A 22,844-nucleotide genomic window follows, 5' to 3' on the forward strand; every position below is an offset into this window, starting at 1 on the left:
TGTTACTATCATTATCCGTTTAGAATCCCAGGCTTACACCGAAGCTGATAGAGTATGCTCTCGGATAGGAAGAGTAGTCCAGACCGGGAGTGAGCGCACTGTTGCGTACAGATACTTCCGGATCATAACCGGAATAACCGGTACATGTCCACAGGTTTTGTGCGGCAACGTAAACACGTGCTTTGTCTATCTTCCATTTCTTCACCAGCTTGGCGGGGAAGGTATAGCCTACTGTTACGTTCTTCAGACGCAGGTACGAACCGTCTTCGATGATGCGTGAAGAGATCACACGGTTGGAAGAGGAGTTGGTAGCCGCAGGGATGTCACTGGTCGGATTTTCCGGTGTCCAGCGGTTGGCATAGCTGGCGAACTGGTTCAATTCGCGTGAACGGTTGTTGGAGCTTTCAAAGAACAGGCGGTTGGCATTCATGATATCGTTGCCGTATGACCACTGGAAGAAGACGCTCAGATCGATGCCTTTATATTCAAAGTTGTTGGTGAAACCACCGGTATGTATCGGAAGTCCGCGTCCGATAATCGTACGGTCGTTGGAGTCAACTACTCCGTCTCCGTTAAGGTCGGCATATTTGGGCATACCCGGCTGAGTGTTGGTCTCAGTAGAGTAGTGGGGCACTCCCGGTTTCAGGCTGTATGAGTTACCCGATTTGTTGAAGTCGTCGTACTTGTATGTACCTTCATAGACATAACCATACATCAGTCCCATCGGCAGACCGACTTTGGCGATGTAGCTGGACTGACCGTTGTAGTTCTGGTCGAATTGCGCGGCAGTCAGCAAGGCTGTCTGATTCTCCGACAATGCCAGTACTTTATTCTTATTGAATGAAATGTTGAAGTTAGTCGTCCACTTGAAGGCGCGTGTCTGGAAGTTGACGGTGTTCAGACTAAGTTCCAGACCATCGTTACGTACTTTACCGATATTCTTGGTAGCGCTGTAATAACCCGAAGAAAAAGGCAGGGAAGCGTCCAGCAACAGGTCGCGGGTGGTCTTCCGGTAAATATCCATCGTTATACCGATGCGTTCGTCGAAGAATCCGAGGTCGAGACCTGCGTTCCATTGTTCGGTTGTTTCCCATTTCAAATCCTTGTTGGGCAGAGAAGTAGGAACAACACCTGCATTCGTCGCATCATTGTCGAATGGATAGACGCCGCTTGGGAGGGAGTTTGTCGATGTATACGAGCCGACTCTTGATTTCAATACCGCCAGGAGCGCATAATAATCATATTCGCCGATACGGTTGTTACCCGTGAGTCCCCAGCTCAAACGAACCTTACCGCTGGACAGTACACTTTTCAACGGCTTCATAAATTCTTCTTCCGAGAAGCTCCATGCGAGAGAACCGGAAGGGAAGTATCCGTAACGGTTGTCCTTGTTGAACTTGGAAGAACCGTCGGCACGGAAAGAAACGGTAGCGTAATATTTAGACATATAGTTGTAAGTCACACGTCCGAGGTATGATAACATCGCCCATGAAGACTTTGCCGAAGTGGTAGTACCTGCCTGTCCTTCGCTCATGCCTGCCATACCGAGTGATTCGTTGGGGATGTGCGTTGTGCGGAATGAATAAATCTCATAGTCCGAGTTCTGGAACGTGATACCTCCCAATACATTGAGGAAGTGTTTCTTTTTGATGTTAGTCTGATAAGTCAGGGTGTTTTCGTTCAGCCATGTCAGGCGTTCCTGGCGGGTTACCTGAGCATTCACTTTATCTGTAGAGGTAGGACCTCCGTAGCGGGTATTCGAGTTGTTGAACTGATCCTGCTTGCGTGAATCATAAGTATATCCAGCGGAAACTTTCAGTTTCAGTCCTTTCAGTACTTCGTATTCTGCGAATCCGTTCATTTGAAGATTGTTGGTGTAGCTCTTCCGGTATTCGTTCTTCTGTGATTTGATCGGGTTGAAACGGTAGTCGTTGCTTGAATCTACGGCGTTGTCCGTTGAACTGTCCATCAGGAAGCTGAGCGGAGTGTCGGGGGAAGTCACCGGACGGTATCCCCATACGCTATAGAAAAGGTTGTTCATACCACTGTAAGAGGTGGATGATGGAGTACTACCTGTTTGGATAGAGCGTGAATAGTTGGTGGTCAGGCTCATGTTCAGTTTGCCGCGACGGACTACTGTGTTCATACGTCCTTGCATACGTTTGTAACCGGTTTCTATCAGCGTACCGTCCTGATCGAAGTAAGATAAGGAAGCATTGTAGCGTACACCTTCCGTACCACCGGCAAGTCTGACCGTATGATTCTGCTGCCAGGCAGTCTTGAATATCTCGTCCTGCCAGTTATATTGCGGTATGTCTTTATAATCGTCCAGTGTCCATTGCTTGCCTTCGTAGTTCATCAGGTATGAGCCGGCAACGACGGTAGGATACATTTCATTCTGTAGCTTGACAAACTCATAAGCATCCATCATCGGAATAGTGCGGGTGACGTGCTGCACACCGAAACTACCGTCATAGGACAACTGTGCCCGTCCTACCTTACCTTTCTTGGTGGTGATGATGACAACACCGTTGGCACCGCGCGCACCGTAAATGGCCGTAGCCGACGCATCTTTGAGGAAGTCGAGCGACTCGATATCGGAAGGGTTCAGCGTGCTGGCTGCCGATGAATCTTCTATCGGGAAACCGTCGATAACGAACAGCGGCGAGTTTTCTTGTGTCAGTGAGTTGTTACCACGGATCACGATGCTCATGTTGCCGCCCGGCATGCCTTCGCCCGAGGTTACGTTGACTCCGGCGATACGTCCGCCGAGTGCCTGGTCGAATGAAGCGACGGGGGCAGTAAGTACATCCGCCATGTTGGCTTTCGCCACGGAACCTGTAAGGTCACGGCGGCGTACTTCCTGATAGCCGACAACCACTACTTCGTCCAGCGTTTTAGTATCTTCTTTTAATGTGATGACCATTGGTTTTTGCGAGTCCGCCTTTTGTTCTACGGTGACGTAGCCGATAAAGGAGATAACCAAGGTAGCGTTCTTTTGGGGGATGTTAAGAGTGAATTTACCGTCAAGGTCGGTGATCGTTCCCTGCGAAGTGCCTTTTACCTGAACACTGGCTCCGGGAACACCTTCTCCTAGATTATCCTTCACAGTACCTTTGACAAGTACTTGTGCAAGCACAAATGGAACAGAAAGCAGGAGCATTCCCAAAATGGAGAGCATCCTTTTTCTTGTCTGGTTGGATAGATGTTTTTTCATATATTAAAAATTAAGTGATTTTGTTGAATTTACGATGGCAAAGATATACGCATTGATTGTTCTCATATGGATAGAATTATTCAAGATTGATACAAAATAATACAAATCTGCTATTCTCATTGGTTATCTTGTCTTTACCGATTCAAGCAGTTCGGACAACTCTCTGACAACCTCCGGATGCTGTTTCGCTACATTGTTTTTCTCCGATGGATCGGCGGATAAATCGTACAGCTGGGGATGCCTGTCGTTGCCCAGTTCCATTTTTGTCCAGTATTCGATGGCGGGGGCGTCACTCGGTTCGATGTACTTCCATTGTCCTTTCACGATGGCGAGCGTATTATTGAGATTTTGCTGTACGATGTATTCACGACTGGTGTAGTCTTTTCCCAGAAGCGTGTTCAGATGTTCCTGACTGTCAGGAGCTGCGTCTTCCGGAAGCGGTTGTTTCAGTAAAGCGGCAAGTGAGGCAAAGATATCGATTTGTGAGAAGAGAGCCTGTTGCTTGTTCGGCTTCACTTTGGCAGGCCAGCGGACGATGAACGGAATGCGGGTGCCGGCTTCGTAAACGCTGTACTTTCCACCACGGTAAATACCCATCGGGGTATGTCCGTTGAGGCGTTCGAAGGCTTGGTCCTGATAGCCGTCGTCGATGACGGGGCCATTGTCGCTGGTGAATATCAGGATGGTGTTGTCCGTCAGCTGGAGGCTGTCGAGGGTGTTCATGATCTCTCCGATGGTCCAGTCGAGTTGCAGGATTACGTCTCCACGAGTTCCCAAACCGCTTTTCCCGGCAAAACGGGGATGCGGGACGCGTGGTACGTGTACATCTTGCGTACCCATATATAAGAAGAAAGGTTCTTCTTTATGGGAGGCGATGAAGTTCTTTGCTTTATCGGTGATGATGTCGGCGATGTCTTCGTCTTTCCAGAGAGCGGACTTGCCTCCGGTCATCCAACCGATGCGGGGGATGCCGTTGATTATCGTATTGTTATGTCCCTGACTGGGTTTTAGTTTTACGAGTTCCGGATTCTCCTCGCCTGTAGGCCAGTCGCCTACTTTATGCTCGTAGTTCACAGTGATCGGGTCGTTCGGGTCGAGTCCTGCCACGTGTCCGTTCTCGACGAATACACAGGGGACACGGTCTACGGTTGCCGGAATCACGAACTCGTAGTCGAAGCCGATACTTTGGGCGTTGGGGGTGATGTGCCCGTTGAAGTCGGTGCCTCCTTTCGGACCGAGTCCGAGATGCCATTTGCCGACAACCCCGGTGGCGTAACCTGCTTCTTTCAGCATATCGGCCATGGTGACGCAGGCGGTGTCGATGATTAGTTCCGAGTTTCCGGGGGCGATGCCTGTGTTCTCCTGTCGCCACGGGTACATGCCTGTCAGGAGTCCGAAGCGGGAAGGGGTACTGGTGGCGGAGGTAGCGTAGGCGTTGGTGAACTGTACGCCCTGTCCGGCAAGGCGGTCGATATGGGGAGTACTGACCTTTGTCGCTCCGTAGCAGCTAAGGTCGCCTATGCCAAGGTCGTCCGCGAATATATAAATAATGTTAGGCTTTTGTGAGTTTTGTCCGTTGTCTTTTTGTACTTTCTGATTGCATCCGGTCAGCAGGGCTATACCGGGCAATAGCGGTAGTAAACGTGAGACATTCTTCATAATGTTGATCTTTTATGGAGTGATTACTGAACACAAAGATAAGAGGATTGGCGGAAATGAGTGAGCAGGAATGTACAGGTGTGATACAAAATAGTCCATTCTAAAGGGTTAAATGTTTCGGGGCTACGGATGCCTTTTCCTGACATCGTAGCCCAGATCTTGTGCCACGCTGTTGGCACAGCTGTGCCACTGCGATGGCACGGTCGTGCCAGCAGCGTGGCACAAGTGTGCCAACAGGAGGGAACTACTTTGGCATAGGTTCTCCTGTTACAAATGCTACTTGCTTACCTGTTTGTGGGTTATTGATCCGTTTCTTCGTTCCCTTCTTCCTCTTTTTCTTCACCCTTGCGGTAGGCAAGCGGACTGACGTGATAAATCTCCTTAAAGCATTTACTGAAATAGCGGGAAGAAGAGAAACCGATGCGGTCGGAAATCTCCGTAATGTTCAGCTCCGGATTGTTCCGCAGCATGACGGCTCCTTTCTTGAGACGGATACTTAATATAAAGTCATTCGGTGTCTGACCGGTGACGGCTTTCAGCTTCGTGAACAGATTGGTACGTGCCATCCCCATTTCACGAGCGAAGATGTTGACATTAAAGTCCGTATTATCCAAGTGCTGTTCGATGATGGCCATGGCACGGTCCAGCATTTCTTTATCCATCGGGTTGGTGGCAAGCATCTGGGCAAAAGCCTGTGGCTGTTTGCTGAATTTCTCCTGTAGCAACCGCCGTGAGTTCACCAGATTGTTGCAACGGGAGATCAGGAGATTGGTATTGAACGGCTTGGTGATATAATCGTCCGCGCCGATCTTTAATCCTTCAATGTTGTGTTCCACGGCTGTGCGTGCCGTCAGTAGTACTACCGGGATGTGACAGGTGTTGAAGTCCGTTTTGATTTGCTTACAGAGTTCCGTACCCGACATACGTGGCATGACAACGTCGCTCAGTATGATGCTTGGCATATCTTTCTGTATGATATCCAGTGCCTCTACACCGTCGGAAGCGGTGGTGACCTGATAGAACGTTTCGAAGATACCTGCCAGCATTTGCTTGATGGATTCGTTGTCTTCCACTATCAGCATTTTCGCATCTTCGATGCGTTTGTTGTCTTCCTCCTTCCATTCGGAATCGGGCAGTATTTCTACGGTTGGAACGATTGTTTCCGGTTGTTGCTGAATGTTGGTGTCGGTGTTGTCCCGTATGATTTGTTCCTCAGTAAAGTGCTGGTTGCCCGATTTCAACGTAATGATAAAACGGCTTCCCTTGCCCGGTTCGCTCTCTACACGGATGGTTCCGTGATGAAGTTCGATGATACCTTTTGTCAACGCCAGTCCGATGCCCGTGCCGGCTCCGGTATTCAGTGAATCGAGGCGTTCGGTCTGGTAGAAACGGTCGAATATCTTGTCGATCTCGGCGGCGGCAATGCCTGTTCCCGTGTCTTTGATCTCGATAATGACGTATTTATCCTCCTGCGATACGTTGATGGAGATGGTATCTTCCGCTTTCGTATGCTTCAATGCGTTGGACAGCAGATTGTTCACTACCTTCTGCATCTGCTTCTGGTCGTACCATACTTCAATATCATCCGACTGCTTGTTGAACTTGAAATTGATTTGCTTGCTGCTGGCGTATTCAAGGAATAACAGATAATTCTCGTACAGGAAGTTCACCAGATTATGTCGGCTGACTTTGATTTTCATGTGCCCTTGTTCCTGTTTGCGGAAGTCGAGCAGTTCCGTAATTAGTTCACGCAGTTGGAGGCTGTTTTTGTAAATTCCCAATATCTTGTGATAAATATTAGGTGTGAATGTCTGTACTTGCAACAGCGTTTCTACCTGTCCTACGATCAACGTCAGCGGAGTGCGGAATTCGTGGGAGATGTTGGTAAAGAAGCGCAGCTTGGATTGGTTTAATGCTTCGAGGTCTTCGATGTGCTTCTTTTCATATTTCAGTGACTCACGCAGTTTGATGCGGGAATTGTAGTTCTGAATGAGATACCATAACAGACTGACGGTACAAATGGTGTAAATCAGATAAGCCCACCATGTCTCATACCAAGGCGGTAATACACGGATCAGTAGTCGGGCTTCTTCGATACCGTCTCCGTCCGACTTGATGACGAGCGTATATTTGCCCGGATTCAGGTTGGTATAAGTGATAAGCGTCTGTTTGCGGTCGGTGTGATTCCATTCGTCGGAGAAACCTTCGAGGCGGTAGACGATTTCATTCCTGTTGGCAGGGATGAAGTTGGAAGTGGCGTATTCTATGCTGAACATGGATTGGTCGGCTTTCAGGCTGATTTCCGGTGTATAGGCGATGGACTGTTCCAAGATGCCGGTGTCGTCTCCGGCAGTGATCTCCTTTCCGTTGACCAGCAGGCGGGAAAGGATGATGCTGTAGGACTTGGGCGTAAAGTGCAGTTTCTTTTCCCAGAAAGAAATCATGCCTTGGATGCCGCCCAGAAATACTTCTCCGTCATGCGTTACGAACAATGCGTTTTCGTTGACGGCAGTCAGCGGGAATCCGTTTTCTGTACCGTAGTTGTAGAACTTCTTTTGCGGATAGTCAAACTGGGAGAATCCCTGATTGGTAATCAGCAGCAAGTCTCCCTTTTGTATGGACGACTCGAATACTTCGTAGATACAGTCGCTGGATAGGCCGTCTTTCTGCATATCGAAGTTTTCGAAGTCGTTGCTCTCCTTGCGGTAACGGTCGAGCCCGCTTCCGGAAGTGGAGAACCACAGGTTACCGTTGCTGTCCTGCATGATGTTGTTGACATTGTTGTTGCTGAGAGTGTTCGGAATGGAGGGATTGTGTGCATAGTGGGTGAGCTTGCCGGTGTCGAAGCGGTAAGAATATACGCCCTCTCCGGTAGCGGAAACCCATAGCGTTCTGTCCTTGTCGATGTAGAGGCTGGCCACCATACCGATATTTCTGCCTTCTTTGGTATCCTTGAAAAGATGTTCGCAGGTGCCCGTTGCCGGGTTGAAAAGGCAGACTCCGTTTTGTGTGGCGATGATCAGTTTGTCTCCGTAGGGCACGATGTCGCGTACAATATCCGAGGGCAGTGTGGTCGGGTCGCCCGCTTTCATCCGGTAAATGGTAAAGCGGTTGGTGCGCAGGTCGAGTTTGTTCAAGCCTCCCAAGTGTGTGCCGATCCACATAATTTCCTCTGTCCGGTCGTAATAGATTGCCTTGACGTTGTTGTGCGAGATACTGTTCCTGCCTTCTTCATGGCGGTACCAGCGATAAGTATTGTTTTTCCGGTTGTAGACGTTTACGCCACCGCCTTCGGTGCAGATCCATAAGTTACCGTCTTTGTCTTCCGTCATTCTGCCGACGATGGGACTGCTTAATCCTTCTTTCTCCGTGTCTCCCACTTTATAGCGGGTATAGATTTCATATTCCGGATTGAAGTAGTTGACGCCGCCGAAGTAAGTTCCCAGCCATAGGGTTCCCTGTCCGTCTTTCACGATACACCAGATGGAAGAGTGGGTGAGTCCGTCGGGTTTGTTGTCATTGGCGGTATAAAGTTGGAACTGTCCCGTGGTCTTATCGTAACGATTCAAGCCGTGGAAAGTTCCGATCCATAGATTTCCCAGATTATCTTCGCAGCAGCTTCTGACAAAATCGGAACATATACTGTTCGGATTCTTCGGGTCGTGGCGGAAGTTGTCGATAGTGCCGTTTGTGCGGATACGGTAGAGTCCTTCTTCCCAGCTGCCAATCCACAGTTCTTTGGATGAGTCTTCGTAGATGCTGGCTATGTTTCCTTTCGTGATGGGCTGAGAGAGTTGCTTGTCGTCCGACAGGCAGTAAACACCATTGCTGGTGGTTCCCATCCACAGGTTTTTCTTCTCGTCCAGATGGAGGCAGGATAGGTTAATGTCTTTCCCGGCAAGGTGGTAGTAAAGGTCGAAGTTGTTCGTGTTCTCGTTGAAAACGAATACTTCTTCTCTTTTTCCGATATATAGTTTTTCGTTGTAGTAGATGGCGTCCACATTGCCTTGCAGTAAGGTTTTGAATCGTTGAGTGGTCATGTCAAATTCGGCTACACCGTCGGTGCAAAGCAGGTAAACCTTCCCGTTCTTATTACCTGTGATACGGAGCACGGTATTGCTGAACAGACTGTTCGGATCATTCTTCTTGAGCTTGAAACTTTTGATATCGTTACCGTTATAACGGTTCAGCCCTTCGCGCGTACCTATCCATATAATGCCCCGTTCGTCAATGTACAGGCTGTTGACGGAAAACTGGGAAAGTCCGTCATCTGTGGTCAAATGGCTGAAAGTAATATTTTGTCCTAACGTACGGACAGCAGTTACGCTTAAAAATAGCAGAAATAAAAGGATTGTTTTTCTCACTAATTCGGTTGTTTAGGGTATTACTAATGGCAAATATATTGTTTTTATTTGATTTTCGGGAGCCTTATTAGGAGAAAGTAACTATATTTGTATCCTCCAAACGAAAGATATATGAAAGTAAAGAAAATTAGTTCTGCTAATGTAGAGGCTTGTTCGCTTCCTAAATTATTTGATGAGGAAAAGATAGATTTCCAGCCGGTTCAGTGTGTCAACTGGGCTGAATATCCTTATAAACCTAAAGTAAGTTTCCGGATTGCGCATACCAAAGATTCTATTCTGTTGCATTTCAAAGTCAGAGAAGAAAGTGTACGTGCCAAGTATGGAGAAGACAATGGATCTGTATGGACTGATTCCTGTGTGGAGTTTTTCTCCATTCCGGCCAGTGACGGAATCTATTATAATATAGAATGTAACTGCATCGGAACGATTCTGATCGGTGCCGGACCAGCCCGTAACGGTCGGGAACACGCTCCGAAAGAAGTGACGGCTCTCGTGCAGCGTTGGTCCAGTCTGGGCAATGAACCCTTCGAAGAACGTGTGGACGATACGACTTGGGAAGTAGCCTTGATTATTCCTTATGCTGCATTCTTCAAGCATCAGATACAGTCACTGGATGGAAAGGAAATTAAAGCGAATTTCTATAAATGCGGGGATGAACTGCAAACCCCTCACTTCCTGTCATGGAATCCGATAAAGATAGAGAAACCGGACTTCCATCGTCCCGACTTCTTCGGTACGCTGGAGTTTGAATAAATAAGAAGGGTGATGTCTTTTTACGGACATCACCCTTTCTCTATGAAAAGTGTACTTTGTTTATTTCACAATCCCACGTTCCGAACCTTTTACGAAATTCACGATATTCTCGATTTCTTCACTCATCGGAACCTGATCGATAATCTTCTGGACAGCATCCTGAACACTGAAATTACCTTGATAGATCAACCGGTAAGCATTGGCAATATGACGAAGGATTCTTTCCGACGTATTGTGATGCTGTGACAGAACGACTGCATTCACTCCATGATAGGCAACAGGATTGCCGGACATAATTACGTAGGGAGGAACATCTTTGGAGATGCGGCATCCGCTTTGTACAAGTGTCCAGCTACCAATGTGACAATATTGGTGCAACGTTACGTTGCCGCTTAGGATCACACAATCATCTAATGAGCATTCTCCTGCAATTGTAGTGCCTATTCCTACCACACAATTATTGCTGATCTGCACATCATGGCAAAGGTGTACCTTATCCATCAGGTAGTTCCCGTTTCCGATTCTGGTAGCATTTCCTGCAAAAGTGGCACGGCTGATTACTACATTCTCACGGATATCGTTATTGTCTCCGATGATCAGACTGCTTTCTTCCCCTGTATAGTGAAAGTCTTGCGGTTCTGCTCCCAGGACAGCATTCTGATGTATTTTGTTTCCTTTCCCCATTTTTGTACCTTTCAGGATACTGGCGTATGACATGATGGTACAGTCATCGCCGATTTCCACATCCTTCTCAATGTAGGCGAAAGGCAAGACAGTTACATTCTTGCCTAATTTCGCTTCGGGGTCTACGTAAGCTAACGGACTAATCATAATAGTATATGTTTAAAGTTAATCTTCTCTTCCACCGCCTAATGCCTGGTAGAGGCTGACCACAGCCTGCATCTTGTCGAAACAGTCGGAAACCTGAGAAATCTGTGCGCTCAGATAAGATTGCTGTGCCGACAATACTTCCAGATAGGTTGACGTCCCTAAGTTAAACAATTCTTTTGTATCTTCCGAAGCCTTCTTTGCAGATTCTACCTGCATTTGGCGGGATTCAGCCTTTTTACTGGTGTTTTGGTATAAACTTAGCGCATTGCTGACTTCGCTTCCGGCATTGTACAACGTTTGCTGGAAAGATAATTTAGCTTGTTCTTCCTGTGCTTTCGCTGCTTTCAGGCGGGCGATATTCGTACCACGGTAGAACAATGGCTGAGTCAGTGAACCGATAGCGGAAGCCAGTAACTTACCCGGATTGATAATGGCGGAACCTGCACTGTTCGTCCATCCGGCAGAACCGCTGAGAGTGATCTGCGGATAAAAAGCGGCACGGGCAGAGTTTGTATTATAATAGCAGCTTGCCAAAGACATTTCGGCTGCTTTTACGTCCGGACGGTTAGATAACAACTGCAAAGGAATCCCTGCGGAAAGTTCCTCTGGAAGTGCCTGTGCTTCCAGTACACCACGTTTGATCGCGTGCGGAGCTTCTCCCAGGAAGGTAGACAGGGCATTTTCCGTTTCGCGGATGCTCTGCTCGATGTCGGGGATGGAAGCCACTACTTGTGCATAGGCAGCTTTGCTTTGTGCTAAAGCGGCAGATGTGTAGGTCGATCTTTCCGAAAGTGCCTGTACGGTTTCAGCATTACGCTTCAGTACCTCAGCCGTAGCCTGAGTGATCTCCAGCTGGCGGTCGAGCATAAGCAAGGTATAATACATGTTGGCAATGTTGGCAATAACTTGTGTCTGTACAGCCTGGCGATAAGCCTTTGTCTGTTTCAGGGTGACTTGTGCATTTCGTTTGGAGTTCAGCAGTTGCCCGAACAGGTCTACTTGCCAACTGGCTGTAACCGGCAATGAGTACGTTTTAGTTGCTGCGTTCTTGTCAAAACTGCTGATTGTTCCCTGTGGAGACAAACCGATGGACGGTGCATAAGCCAGTCGGGCTGACATCAGAGACGCTTCTGCTGCTTTGACGTTTAATGCAGCAGAAAGGAGGTCAGTGTTTTGCTTCAGTCCCTGTTCGATGAGAGACTGGAGCTGTGGGTCGGTGAAGACTTCTCTCCACGGCAGGTTACCGAAGTTGGTGGTATCCGAAGCTAATGTATCATTGTCCGCTGCCGGATCACGATACAGGCCGGAAGCGGTAATATCTTCGGGTCTGTCATACGACTTATAGATGTGGCAGCTGCTCAGGAGAGCAGTTGCACACAACATATATAGAATCTGTTTCTTCATATCGAATTTCATTATTTAGCGTATTGTTCAATCTCAGTTACGGCATCCGTATTGTCGATGTCTTCCCATTCCATCGGTTTAACCTTCTCTTGCAGGTACTGGAAGATAACGAACAAAGCAGGAACGATGAAGATCTGGCAGATCATACCGATCAACATACCACCAATAGAAGCTGTACCCAGTGTACGGTTACCGTGGGCACCTACACCGAATGCGAACATCAACGGAAGCAGACCGACTACCATTGCAAGGGACGTCATCAAGATCGGACGGAGACGGGCACCGGCACCCAGAACGGCTGCCCATGTGATGCTCATACCCATCTTACGACGGTCGAGGGCAAACTCTACAATCAGGATCGCGTTCTTTGCCAACAGACCCATCAACATGATCAACGCAATCTGCATATAGATATTGTTGGACATGGTACCGAGTATCATTTTCAAGGCCGATATACTACCGATCGCGCTCATTCCGTTGACGAACAGGAAGCTGCCTAGCAAACCGAACGGAATGGATAACAATACGGCCAGCGGAAGAATATAACTTTCGTACTGAGCACTCAACAGCAAATAAACGAATACGAAACAAAGGATAAAGATCAAACCAGTCGTACTGCCGCTACTTTGTGCTTCCTCACGAGCCATACCTCCTAGTTCATAAGTGTAACCTGCCGGAAGGTTTTCTTTGGCCACTTCTGCCAGTGCAGCCAGTGCCTGACCGGAAGTATAACCGGAAGCCGGAGCTACCATCACCTTCATGGAAGTATACAAGTTGAAACGGCTGATAATATCAGGTCCGTATACCTTCTCTACAGAGATGAACTGGGAAATCGGAGCCATTTCGCCTTGGTTGTTACGAACCTTGACATTATTCAGTGATTCCAGATTCTTGCGTGATAACGGGTCCGACTGGATCATTACGCGGTACATCTTACCGAAACGGTTGAAGTTGGATGCGTACAAACCTCCGTAATATCCCTGCATCGTGCTAAGAATATCGCTTGGGCTGATACCTGCCTTCTTACAAGCTGCCGCATCAATATCAATCATATATTGCGGGAAGTTCGGGTTGAAGGTTGTTTTGGCAGAGTTAATTTCCGGACGTGCCTCCAATGCTGCGGTGTAGTTGTTGGCTACATCAAAGAATTTGTTCAGGTCACCACCTGTCTTGTCCTGCATGTTCACCTCGATATCCGTAGATGCCGAGTAACCGGGGATCATAGGAGGAGCGAAGAACAATACCTGTGCTTCCTTGATAATCTTCTGCGCACGCATGTATAAAGAACCGACGATAACGTCTGAGTTCTGAATCATGGAGCGTTCATCCCAGTCTTTCAGTTTGATAATGAAAGAACCGTAAGACGGTCCCTGACCACCAATGAAACTGAAACCGGAGATCAATGTACGTGAAGCTACGGCAGGGTCGGCAGCAATCAGACTGTCTACACGTGCCAGTATTTGTTCTGAGCGGTCTTGTGATGTACCCGGAGGTAGCGTTACAGCTCCCATCAGCGTACCGGTATCTTCATTAGGGACCATACCTGTCGGAGTAGTGTTCATAAAGAAGATCAGCAATACGATAGAGAGAACTACCAATCCCATTGACAACCACTTTTTCTGGATAAAGAAGAGTACGCGTTTCTTATACCTCTTTAATATAGAGTCATAAGCGGCATTGAAAGAAGTGTGGAAGCGAGAAACAAGTGTTTGTTTCTTATCTCCATGATCAGTATGCGGTTTCAGAAGAACGGCACACAATGCCGGACTCAGTGTCAAGGCGTTCAATGCGGACAGACCGATAGCGATAGCCATTGTCAAACCGAATTGGCGATAGAACGTACCTGCCGTACCACCCATGAAACTTACCGGAATAAACACGGACATCATGACCAGTGTGATAGATACGATGGCACCACCCAATTCGTTCATCGCATCGATAGATGCCAGACGGGCGGATGTATATCCCTGATCGAGCTTGGCATGTACACCCTCGACAACCACAATCGCATCATCGACCACAATCGCAATGGCAAGCACAAGGGCACACAGGGTCAGCAAGTTCAAACTGAATCCGATCAGTGACAGTACGAAGAATGTACCGATAAGGGCTACCGGAATAGCAATGGTCGGAATCAAGGTAGAACGCAAATCCTGCAAGAAGATATATACTACGATAAATACCAGAATAAATGCCTCGATCAATGTCTTCAACACTTCGTGGATAGAAGCGAACAAGAAGTCGTTGGCGTTCATGGAAACGTTAATCTTCAATCCCGAAGGCAGTGTTGTGGATGCTTCATCCAATAATTTCTGGATATCAGTGATGGTTTGCGTAGCATTTGTACCAGCCATCTGATAAACGATACAGGTTACAGCTTTGTGTCCGTTTACACGGTTGGTAAAGTTATATCCCAGACGGTCCAGCTGAATCTCCGCAATATCATTCAGTCGAAGTACCTCACCGTTAGGCAGAGACTTGATGACAATGTTCTCAAACTCTTCCGGCTGTTGCAGACGTCCTTTGTAACGAATGGTATATTGGAAAGTCTGGTTACTACGTTCACCGAATTGTCCCGGAGCCGCTTCTATATTCTGTTCAGCCAAAGCGGTAGATACGTCGTTGGGGATCAGTTTATACTGAGCCATTACGTCCGGTCTCAGCCAGATACGCATGGAGTAGTCCTGACCCATCACACTGGCATCACCTACACCCTGTACACGTTGAACCTGAGGAATCAGGTTGATTTTTGCATAGTTCTCGATGAAAGCATCTGTATATGTATCGGTTTCATCGTAAAGAGAGAATACTACCAGCATGGATGTCTGACGTTTCTGAGTAGTCACACCAATTCTGGTAACTTCGGCAGGTAGCAAACCTTGTGCCATGGAAACACGGTTCTGTACGTTAACGGCAGCCATATCCGGATCAGTTCCTTGTTTGAAGTAGATCGAGATATCACCGGAACCGGTATTGGATGCGTTGGAAGTCATGTACATCATGTTTTCTACACCGTTGATCTGCTCTTCCAGAGGGGCAATTACAGAGTTCAATACGGTCGATGCACTGGCACCCGTATATGTGGCTCTTACCGATACGGTAGGAGGCGCAATGTCCGGATACTGTGTGATAGGCAGTGTTGCCAATCCGATAGCACCTAGGATAACTATCAAAATGGAAATAACTGTTGATAGTACCGGACGGTTAATGAATTTATCTAATTTCATACGATTATCTAAATTATTAGTTGAAAGCTGTAGCTAAATTTCCGTCGTGCTGGTCTTTCAAATGCTGTTGATAGTTCGCTTCTTTTTGAGCCGGCGTGATTGGTTGTATTTTTTGGCCGTCCTTCAGGCTCTGTACACCTTCGATTACGATTTTATCGCCGGGGTTCAGTCCGGAAGTTACCAGATATTCTTTTCCGTTGTCCAGGTTGAATATACCGATCTCGGTATATTTCACCGTGTTGTCCGGCTGCAGAACGTAAACGAACTTTTTGTCCTGGATTTCTACAGTAGCCGATTGTGGGATGCTGATAACGTTCTCCATATTATAAGGGATCAGAACGTTGGCAGTTCCACCACTACGAAGCATATGCTCCTTGTTAGGGAAGATAGCACGCATGCTAACAGAACCGGTTGACTGGTCGATCACTCCTGTGATAGCGTCTACCTTTCCTTCTGCATCATATGTTGTGCCGTCAATCAATTGTAGTTTGATGGCTGGTATTTTACTGATTTCTTCTTTGATGGTTCCTCCGGTTTTGGTCATAGCCAGCAGTTCTTTTTCAGTTGTAGAGAAGTATACATATACTTCGTCTATTTCAGATACTGTAGTCATTGGTGTAGCCATAGAGGGGCTTACGAGTGCTCCCAAACGATAAGGAATGTCGTTGATAACACCGTCTGAAGGACTCTTTACTTGTGTGAAAGAGTAATTTTGTTGTGCTGTGGTCAGCTGTGCTTTGGCCTGGGCGAGTTGTGCCTGAGCCTGTGCCAGTGAGTTCTTCGCCATTGACAAGTCATAATCGCTGATAATCTGTTTCTTGTTCAGTTCGATCTTATTGTCAACAGTCATTTGTTGTGTATTCACGGCTGCTTCTGCTGTTGCAACTGAAGCTTTTGCTGTGCGTACTGCTGCTTCATACTGAGTAGGGTCTATGATGAATAAGAGCTGTCCTTTGCGAACGGTTGCTCCTTCATCTACACATAACTTTGTGATGAATCCCGATACCTGCGGGCGGATTTCTACGTCTTGTCTACCTTTGATAGTAGCCGGATAAGCTTTCATTAGATCTGCAGTTGTCTTCTGTAATTCTTGTACTGCATATTCTGGGACTTTCCCTGTGTCATTGCCCTTATTGCCGCAACTAGACAAGAGGGCTAAGCAAAATGCAAAAAAAACAATTCTACTTTTCATACTTTATATTTATCTGTTTTTTAAAATTGTGCGTTCGTCGCTGTGTACATTCATTGTATGGATAGATGATCTAAGGAAGAAAAGCCGGAAACTTATTCCATGAAATAAGTTTCCGGCTGCAAAAGTACTTTAAATTCGGTATTCTTGTACTCTGATACCGTGTTTTTTAACTATGTTTTTTACTTCAGTTTATGATATACAGGATTCATTATGAAACTGAACTCATAATCCTGATATGGAAGACGATATTTTTCCAAAGCGATAGCACCCCAGCTGTTTACGCAGGCGAGTCCCGTTTGTGCTTTATCAATACAGAAGTTTGTGAAGTTGGCTTTTTCTACTTCCGGTGAGTGACGCTGGTCTTTGCCGGCACCGTCATCCAATGATTCGATTGTATAATTCAGTGCGGAAGCGGAGAACGGTGCATCAGCTACAAACTGCAGTCCGTTGCCGCCGATATTAAGCAGTCTCCACCAACGGATATCAGTTTTGGTACCGGTTTCCTGCGGGCGGATATATGGATAGAATTGTTCTTCTACGGTCTGGCGGTACTTGCCGATCCTTGCGGCATGGTTACGGTCAGAATAGTTTTCACCCGGTCCGCGTCCGTAATATTCAATCTCATTGAAGGTGACAGGCATACGCAGCTGCATTCCGAAACGGAACATATCGGAAACCTTCTTGCTCTTGTCTGCTTCCATCTTTTGAGTTACTTTTACTGCTCCCTTATTATTGATGGCATACGTCAGGTACAGCTTTCCACCAATAGATTTCATGTCATATTCTGCGCGAACCACTGCTTGTTCGTTTTCTATATCATGCTTCAATGAAGTCAGTTTTAGTTCCGGATTCTTCCATGCGGCATATCTGTGTTGTAATCCTGCTCCAAAGTCGTTGTCGGTCGGAGCACGCCAGAAGTTGGGAGTCAGTGCACTTCCGTCTTCCATCAGTTGCGTTCCGCTGACGTCGTAGCGGCAGAGGTAACCGTTGTGCTTGTTGAATTCGAGCGTGAAGTCTTCGCCGGAAACAATCAGATAGTTGTGGTCGTTATCCTGGAAAGAGGGAACTACGACTGCGATATTGGAGGACTGCTTGTTTTCCAGTTTTAGTTCCGGTGCCTTGTAGTCACGGATACTCATTTGGTCATAAGCGATGGTTTCTCCCGCAGGAAGCAATGTCTCGGCAGCTTTTAGCTTGTAGCTGACGTTCAGAAGCAACTCCTTGCAAGAACAGATGTTCTTTATGTCGAATGGGAGTTGAAGTTTTGCAGTCTGTTGCGGGGCTACATTCAGGTCTGATACGATGCCGTTTTGTACGATTTCCCCGTTAGCCAGTAACTGCCATTCCAGATAGAATGCAGACAAGTCACGGAAGAAGTTCTCGTTATAGATATTGATCTCACCTTTGGAAAGATCGGCCGGAGTAGTCCAGATATTCTGATAGAAATATCCTACTTCGTAAGCGTGCGGGTTTGGTACGCGGTCGGGGCTGATCAAGCCGTTGTCATTGAAGTTATTGTCCGAAGCGTCATATTTGTTAAAGTCGCCTCCATAGCCGTAGATGGCTACACCGTCTTTGTTTTTCCAATGGCAGGACTGGTCGACAAAGTCCCAGATAAATCCACCTTGATATTTCGGGTACTTGCGGGTGATGTCCCAGTACTCCTTGAATCCACCTTGTGAGTTGCCCATAGCGTGTGCATATTCGCATTGGATAAGGGGTTTGTCAATGTTGCCTTCACAATATTTGATACAGTTATTGTAATCATAATACATCGGGCAGAAAATGTCGGTGAATTCGCTGGTTCCCGCTTGTTCATATTGTACGGCACGTGTTTTGTCTTCGTTCTTGATCCATGTATAGCAATGTTCGAAGTTAGGTCCCATACCGGCTTCGTTACCCAATGACCAGAAGATGATGGACGGATGGTTGTAACTACGTTGTACATTGCGTTGATTACGTTCCATATGTGCTTTTGCGTAAATGGGGTTTTTGGCAAGGCTCTTGTCTCCATATCCCATTCCGTGAGATTCGACATTGGCTTCGGCTACTACGTATAAACCATATTGGTCGCAAAGATCATACCAGCGGTTGTCGTCCGGATAATGGCAGGTACGTACTGCATTGATATTAAGCTGTTTCATAACTTTGATATCTTGTATCATACGTTCGAGGGAAACGACATAACCACCGTCCGGGTCCATTTCATGACGGTCGGCTCCTTTAAAGAGTACTGGTTGGCCGTTGACGAGTATTTGTCCGCCTGTCAGCTCGATCTTGCGGAAACCTACCTTGACAGGGATCACTTCAGTAACGGTACTTCCATTTTTCAGAGTAGCGGTCAATGTGTAGAGGTTGGGCGTTTCAGCAGTCCATTTGGCAGGATTGGCTACATTGATAGTCGTGTTCAATTTGCCGGAACCTTTCAGATCGGCTGTGGCTACACTTTTTCCTTGTGCGTCTGTCAGGTCAAGAGCTACAGTGCCGCTGCCTTTCATGTCGATAGCTATGTTCAGTGTACCGTCTTTATACTGGCTGTCCAGATCGGGAGTGACGCGGATATCCTGAATGCGTTTCTTGTCGCGTGCATACAGATAGCAGTCGCGTCCTACGCCGGAATAACGGAAGAAGTCTTGATCTTCCAGATAACTGCCGTCGCACCAGCGGAACACCTGGAAGGCAATCAGGTTTTTGCCGGGTTTCAGGTAGTTGGTCAGATCAAATTCGGCTTCCAGTTTGCTGTCTTCGCTATAGCCTACGTAGCGGCCGTTTACCCAAAGATACATATTGGAAGTTACCGAGCCGAAGTGGGCAAAGATGTCTTTTCCTTTCCAGTCGGCAGGAAGAACGATTTCTTTTCGGTAAGAGCCTACGTGATTGTTTTCTGTGGGGACAAGGGGAGGATTGTTCTGAAATTGGTTTCTCCAGGCATAACCGACATTTACGTAGATCGGATCGCCATAACCATTCAATTCCCAAACGGCGGGTACTTTAATATTGTCCCATCCTTTGTCGTTAAAACTGGTCTGATAAAAGTTTGTCGGGCGTGCGTCTGCATTTCTTACCCAGTTAAATTTCCAGAGACCGTTCAGAGTCATAAAATTCTGAGAGTCTTCTTTGCTGCCCGCTTTAGCTTCATCAGCCGATGCATAGGCAAAATAATTAGTGTGCATTGCGGAGCGGTTTACGGAATTCACTTCCGGATCTTTCCACTCGTTAAAGTTTTGTGCTTGGATGGCTGTTGTTAGTCCTAGTGCAGCCAAACAGCAGGAAAGTAGTTGTTTCTTCATGGGTTTTTTGTATTAGGTTTGAATTTCGGGAGTCAAAGATAGGGATTTATTAACAAGATAAGGACCAATAATCATTCATTTAAGGCTACTTTTTAATAAATTAGCTAGAAAGTGTAGTGTTTATTGGTGAAGAACGTTTATTTTTGCACCATGTTACAATTTGAGAATCAAAAGATAAAACATATCGTGCGCAAAGCTCTTCCGGTGATTGCACTGGTGGCTATATTGTACTCCTGTGCCAGCATTGGACGGCCGGAAGGCGGGCCTAAGGATTACGATCCTCCGCGTTTTGTCGGCAGTACCCCTGCTGCAGGTGCGATTAATAATAAGAGGACTAAAGTTTCTCTTCAGTTCGATGAGTTTATTAAGCTAGAGAAAGCAACCGAGAAAGTGGTTGTTTCTCCTCCTCAGATTCAACAACCGGAGATAAAGGCTTCCGGAAAGAAAATACAAGTGAATCTGCTTGACTCACTAAAGCCTAATACTACCTATACTATAGATTTCTCGGATGCCATCGTCGATAATAACGAAGGCAATCCTCTGGGTAATTTTGCATTTACTTTTTCTACCGGTGCGCAGATCGATACAATGGAAGTATCGGGAACGGTGCTTGACGCCTCTAACTTGGAGCCTATTAAAGGTATACTGGTCGGACTGCATGCAAATCTGAATGACTCCGCCTTTACTAAACTTCCTTTCGACCGTGTGGCACGTACCGACAGCCGTGGGCGTTTCTCTATTCGTGGGGTAGCTCCCGGCAAGTATCGTATCTTTGGCTTGATGGATTCAGATCAGAACTTTGCTTTCACTCAGAAGAGTGAGGTCATTGCTTTTAATGATTCACTGATCATCCCCCGTATGGAAGAAAGACTTCGTATGGATACGGCTTGGGTGGATTCATTGACTTATGATACGATCGTTGAGAAGAAATATATGCATTATTTGCCGGATGATGTGATTCTCCGTGCTTTTAAAGAGCTCAATTATTCGCAATATTTGATTAAGTCCGAACGACTGGTTCCCCAGAAATTCACCTTTTATTTTGCTGGCAAAGCAGATACCCTGCCTGTACTGAAAGGGTTGAACTTCGATGAGAAGGAGGCTTTTGTGATAGAAAAGAACCAACGGAACGATACGATTCATTATTGGGTAAAGGACTCTTTGCTCTATAAACAGGATACTCTGGCTCTTAGCCTTACCTATCTTTATACGGATACGCTGAACCAGTTAATTCCGCGTACAGATACATTGAAATTGGTATCCAAACAAAAGACTCTGACCAAAGAAGAGCCCGAGAAGAAGAAAAAGAAGAAAAAGAAAGAGGGTGAAGAAGATGAGCCGATACCGACTAAATTCTTACCGGTGAATGTGAATGCACCTTCATCAATGGACGTGTATGGCTATGTTTCTTTAAACTTTGAGGAGCCGATTGCAAGTTTTGATACTGCGGCAATTCATCTACGGCAGAAGGTGGATACAATTTGGAAAGATATTCCTTTCGAATTCGAACAAGACTCATTGAATCTGAGGCGGTTTAATCTGTATCCGGCAAATGATTGGGACGCTACAATGGAATATGAGTTCTCGGTGGACTCAACTGCATTTCATGGCATTTATGGTTTGTTTACCGATAAGATAAAACAATCATTTAAGGTACGTAGTGAGGATGAATATTTTACTCTTCATTTTATTGTAACAGGAGCAGATCCTCAGGCATTTATAGAATTACTGGATACCCAAGATAAAGTGGTTCGACGAAGACTGGTGGAGGATGGAAGGGCAGATTTCTATTACCTGAATCCGGGGAAATATGCCGCCAGACTGATCAATGATAGAAATGGAAACGGAGAATGGGACACGGGAGACTATGCAAAAGGAATACAACCGGAAGAAGTTTACTATTTCCCCAAGGTTGTTGAATATAAAGCGTTATGGGATGTTGACCAAAACTGGGATATACACGCAACTCCTGTAGACAAACAGAAACTGGATGAACTAAAAAAACAAAAACCAGATGAAGACAAGAAAAAGAAAGAAAGAGAAAGAGATAGAAATAGAAATAACCAAAACCGTAACCGTCGCTAATTTGCGACGTCATTTAATTGTTGGAATTCTTGCATTGTTGATGGGAAGTTTTGCGCTTCCTGCCAATGCTCAGTGTGAAGCTAAAAACGATGCTTTTCAATCCGGAGAGCATGTAATGTATGACTTGTACTTCAACTGGAAATTCGTTTGGGTGAAAGCGGGTATAGCCAGTCTGACGACTAATGCAACTACCTATCATTCGGAACCGGCTTACCGTATCAATCTGCTTGCCTTAGGTAGCAAGCGTGCCGACTTCTTTTTCAAGATGCGCGATACACTGACTTGCGTCATGGGTGAAAAACTGGAACCTCGTTATTTCCGTAAAGGTGCCGAGGAAGGAAAACGCTATACGGTAGATGAGGCTTGGTTCTCTTATAAAGACGGCCTTTGCTTTGCCAAACAAAAACGTACGTTCCGTGACGGAGAAGTTCAGGAGTCGGAAGAAAGCGACAGTCGCTGCATCTACGATATGCTGACTATCCTTGCCCAAGCGCGTTCTTATGATCCTGCTGATTATAAGGTAGGCGATAAAATCAAATTCCCGATGGCTACCGGACGTAAAGTGGAAGAACAGACACTGATTTATCGGGGAAAAGAGAATGTGAAAGCGGAAAATGGGGTTACCTATCGCTGCCTGATCTTCTCATTAGTTGAATACGATAAAAAAGGGAAAGAAAAGGAAGTGATTACTTTCTTCGTAACAGATGATAAGAACCACCTTCCTGTCCGTTTAGATATGTTCTTGAATTTCGGTTCAGCCAAAGCTTTCTTAAATGATGTCAGAGGTCACCGTCATCCATTGACTTCTATAGTTAAATAGTC

Annotated in this window: 11 protein-coding genes; 3 read left to right on the forward strand and 8 right to left on the reverse strand. The window is 46.4% G+C overall.

From position 1 onward, the window contains the following. Positions 1-19 precede the first annotated feature (19 nt). The 3 genes from ACHLI0_RS14675 to ACHLI0_RS14685 form a co-directional block, all read right to left on the reverse strand. Positions 20-3,181 carry a SusC/RagA family TonB-linked outer membrane protein gene (locus ACHLI0_RS14675; RefSeq protein ID WP_050547428.1) on the reverse strand — a complete coding sequence of 1,054 codons (3,162 nt, stop codon included), beginning with the start codon at positions 3,179-3,181 and terminating at the stop codon, positions 20-22. Between the two features lie 159 nt (positions 3,182-3,340). After that, positions 3,341-4,876 carry a sulfatase family protein gene (locus ACHLI0_RS14680; protein WP_490749495.1) on the reverse strand — a complete coding sequence of 512 codons (1,536 nt, stop codon included), beginning with the start codon at positions 4,874-4,876 and terminating at the stop codon, positions 3,341-3,343. A gap of 299 nt (positions 4,877-5,175) precedes the next feature. After that, complete coding sequence (locus ACHLI0_RS14685; protein WP_490749496.1) at positions 5,176-9,240, reverse strand: hybrid sensor histidine kinase/response regulator transcription factor; 4,065 nt, start codon at positions 9,238-9,240, stop codon at positions 5,176-5,178. Positions 9,241-9,351: 111 nt separating this feature from the next. Here ACHLI0_RS14685 and ACHLI0_RS14690 point away from each other — a divergent pair, with 111 nt between their 5' ends. Then, a complete protein-coding gene (locus ACHLI0_RS14690) occupies positions 9,352-9,993 on the forward strand; it encodes a carbohydrate-binding family 9-like protein (protein WP_490749497.1) in 642 nt (213 codons plus the stop codon). A gap of 60 nt (positions 9,994-10,053) precedes the next feature. Here the strand turns inward: ACHLI0_RS14690 and lpxA are convergent, their stop codons facing one another. The 5 genes from lpxA to lacZ all read right to left on the reverse strand — a co-directional run bounded on the left by lpxA (position 10,054) and on the right by lacZ (position 19,937). After that, positions 10,054-10,824: an acyl-ACP--UDP-N-acetylglucosamine O-acyltransferase gene (gene lpxA / locus ACHLI0_RS14695; RefSeq protein ID WP_008762937.1), complete on the reverse strand. Its 771-nt coding sequence runs from the start codon at positions 10,822-10,824 to the stop codon at positions 10,054-10,056. Between the two features lie 18 nt (positions 10,825-10,842). Beyond that, entirely contained in the window at positions 10,843-12,228 is a 1,386-nt protein-coding gene (locus ACHLI0_RS14700; protein ID WP_008767546.1) for an efflux transporter outer membrane subunit, read from the reverse strand. Between the two features lie 11 nt (positions 12,229-12,239). After that, entirely contained in the window at positions 12,240-15,455 is a 3,216-nt protein-coding gene (locus ACHLI0_RS14705; protein ID WP_008767547.1) for an efflux RND transporter permease subunit, read from the reverse strand. Between the two features lie 16 nt (positions 15,456-15,471). Continuing rightward, complete coding sequence (locus tag ACHLI0_RS14710) at positions 15,472-16,647, reverse strand: efflux RND transporter periplasmic adaptor subunit (protein ID WP_048695215.1); 1,176 nt, start codon at positions 16,645-16,647, stop codon at positions 15,472-15,474. Between the two features lie 179 nt (positions 16,648-16,826). Then, positions 16,827-19,937: a beta-galactosidase, LacZ type gene (lacZ, locus tag ACHLI0_RS14715; RefSeq protein WP_414202567.1), complete on the reverse strand. Its 3,111-nt coding sequence runs from the start codon at positions 19,935-19,937 to the stop codon at positions 16,827-16,829. 150 nt (positions 19,938-20,087) lie between these two features. Here lacZ and ACHLI0_RS14720 point away from each other — a divergent pair, with 150 nt between their 5' ends. Then, positions 20,088-22,022, forward strand: a complete 1,935-nt coding sequence (locus ACHLI0_RS14720) for an Ig-like domain-containing protein (protein ID WP_414202566.1) — start codon at positions 20,088-20,090, stop codon at positions 22,020-22,022. Beyond that, positions 21,952-22,842, forward strand: coding sequence for a DUF3108 domain-containing protein (locus tag ACHLI0_RS14725; protein ID WP_414202565.1), 891 nt, complete (start codon positions 21,952-21,954; stop codon positions 22,840-22,842). The genes ACHLI0_RS14720 and ACHLI0_RS14725 overlap by 71 nt, the downstream gene beginning before the upstream one ends. Positions 22,843-22,844: the final 2 nt, after the last annotated feature.

Source organism: Bacteroides sp. RCH18, from assembly GCF_058231005.1.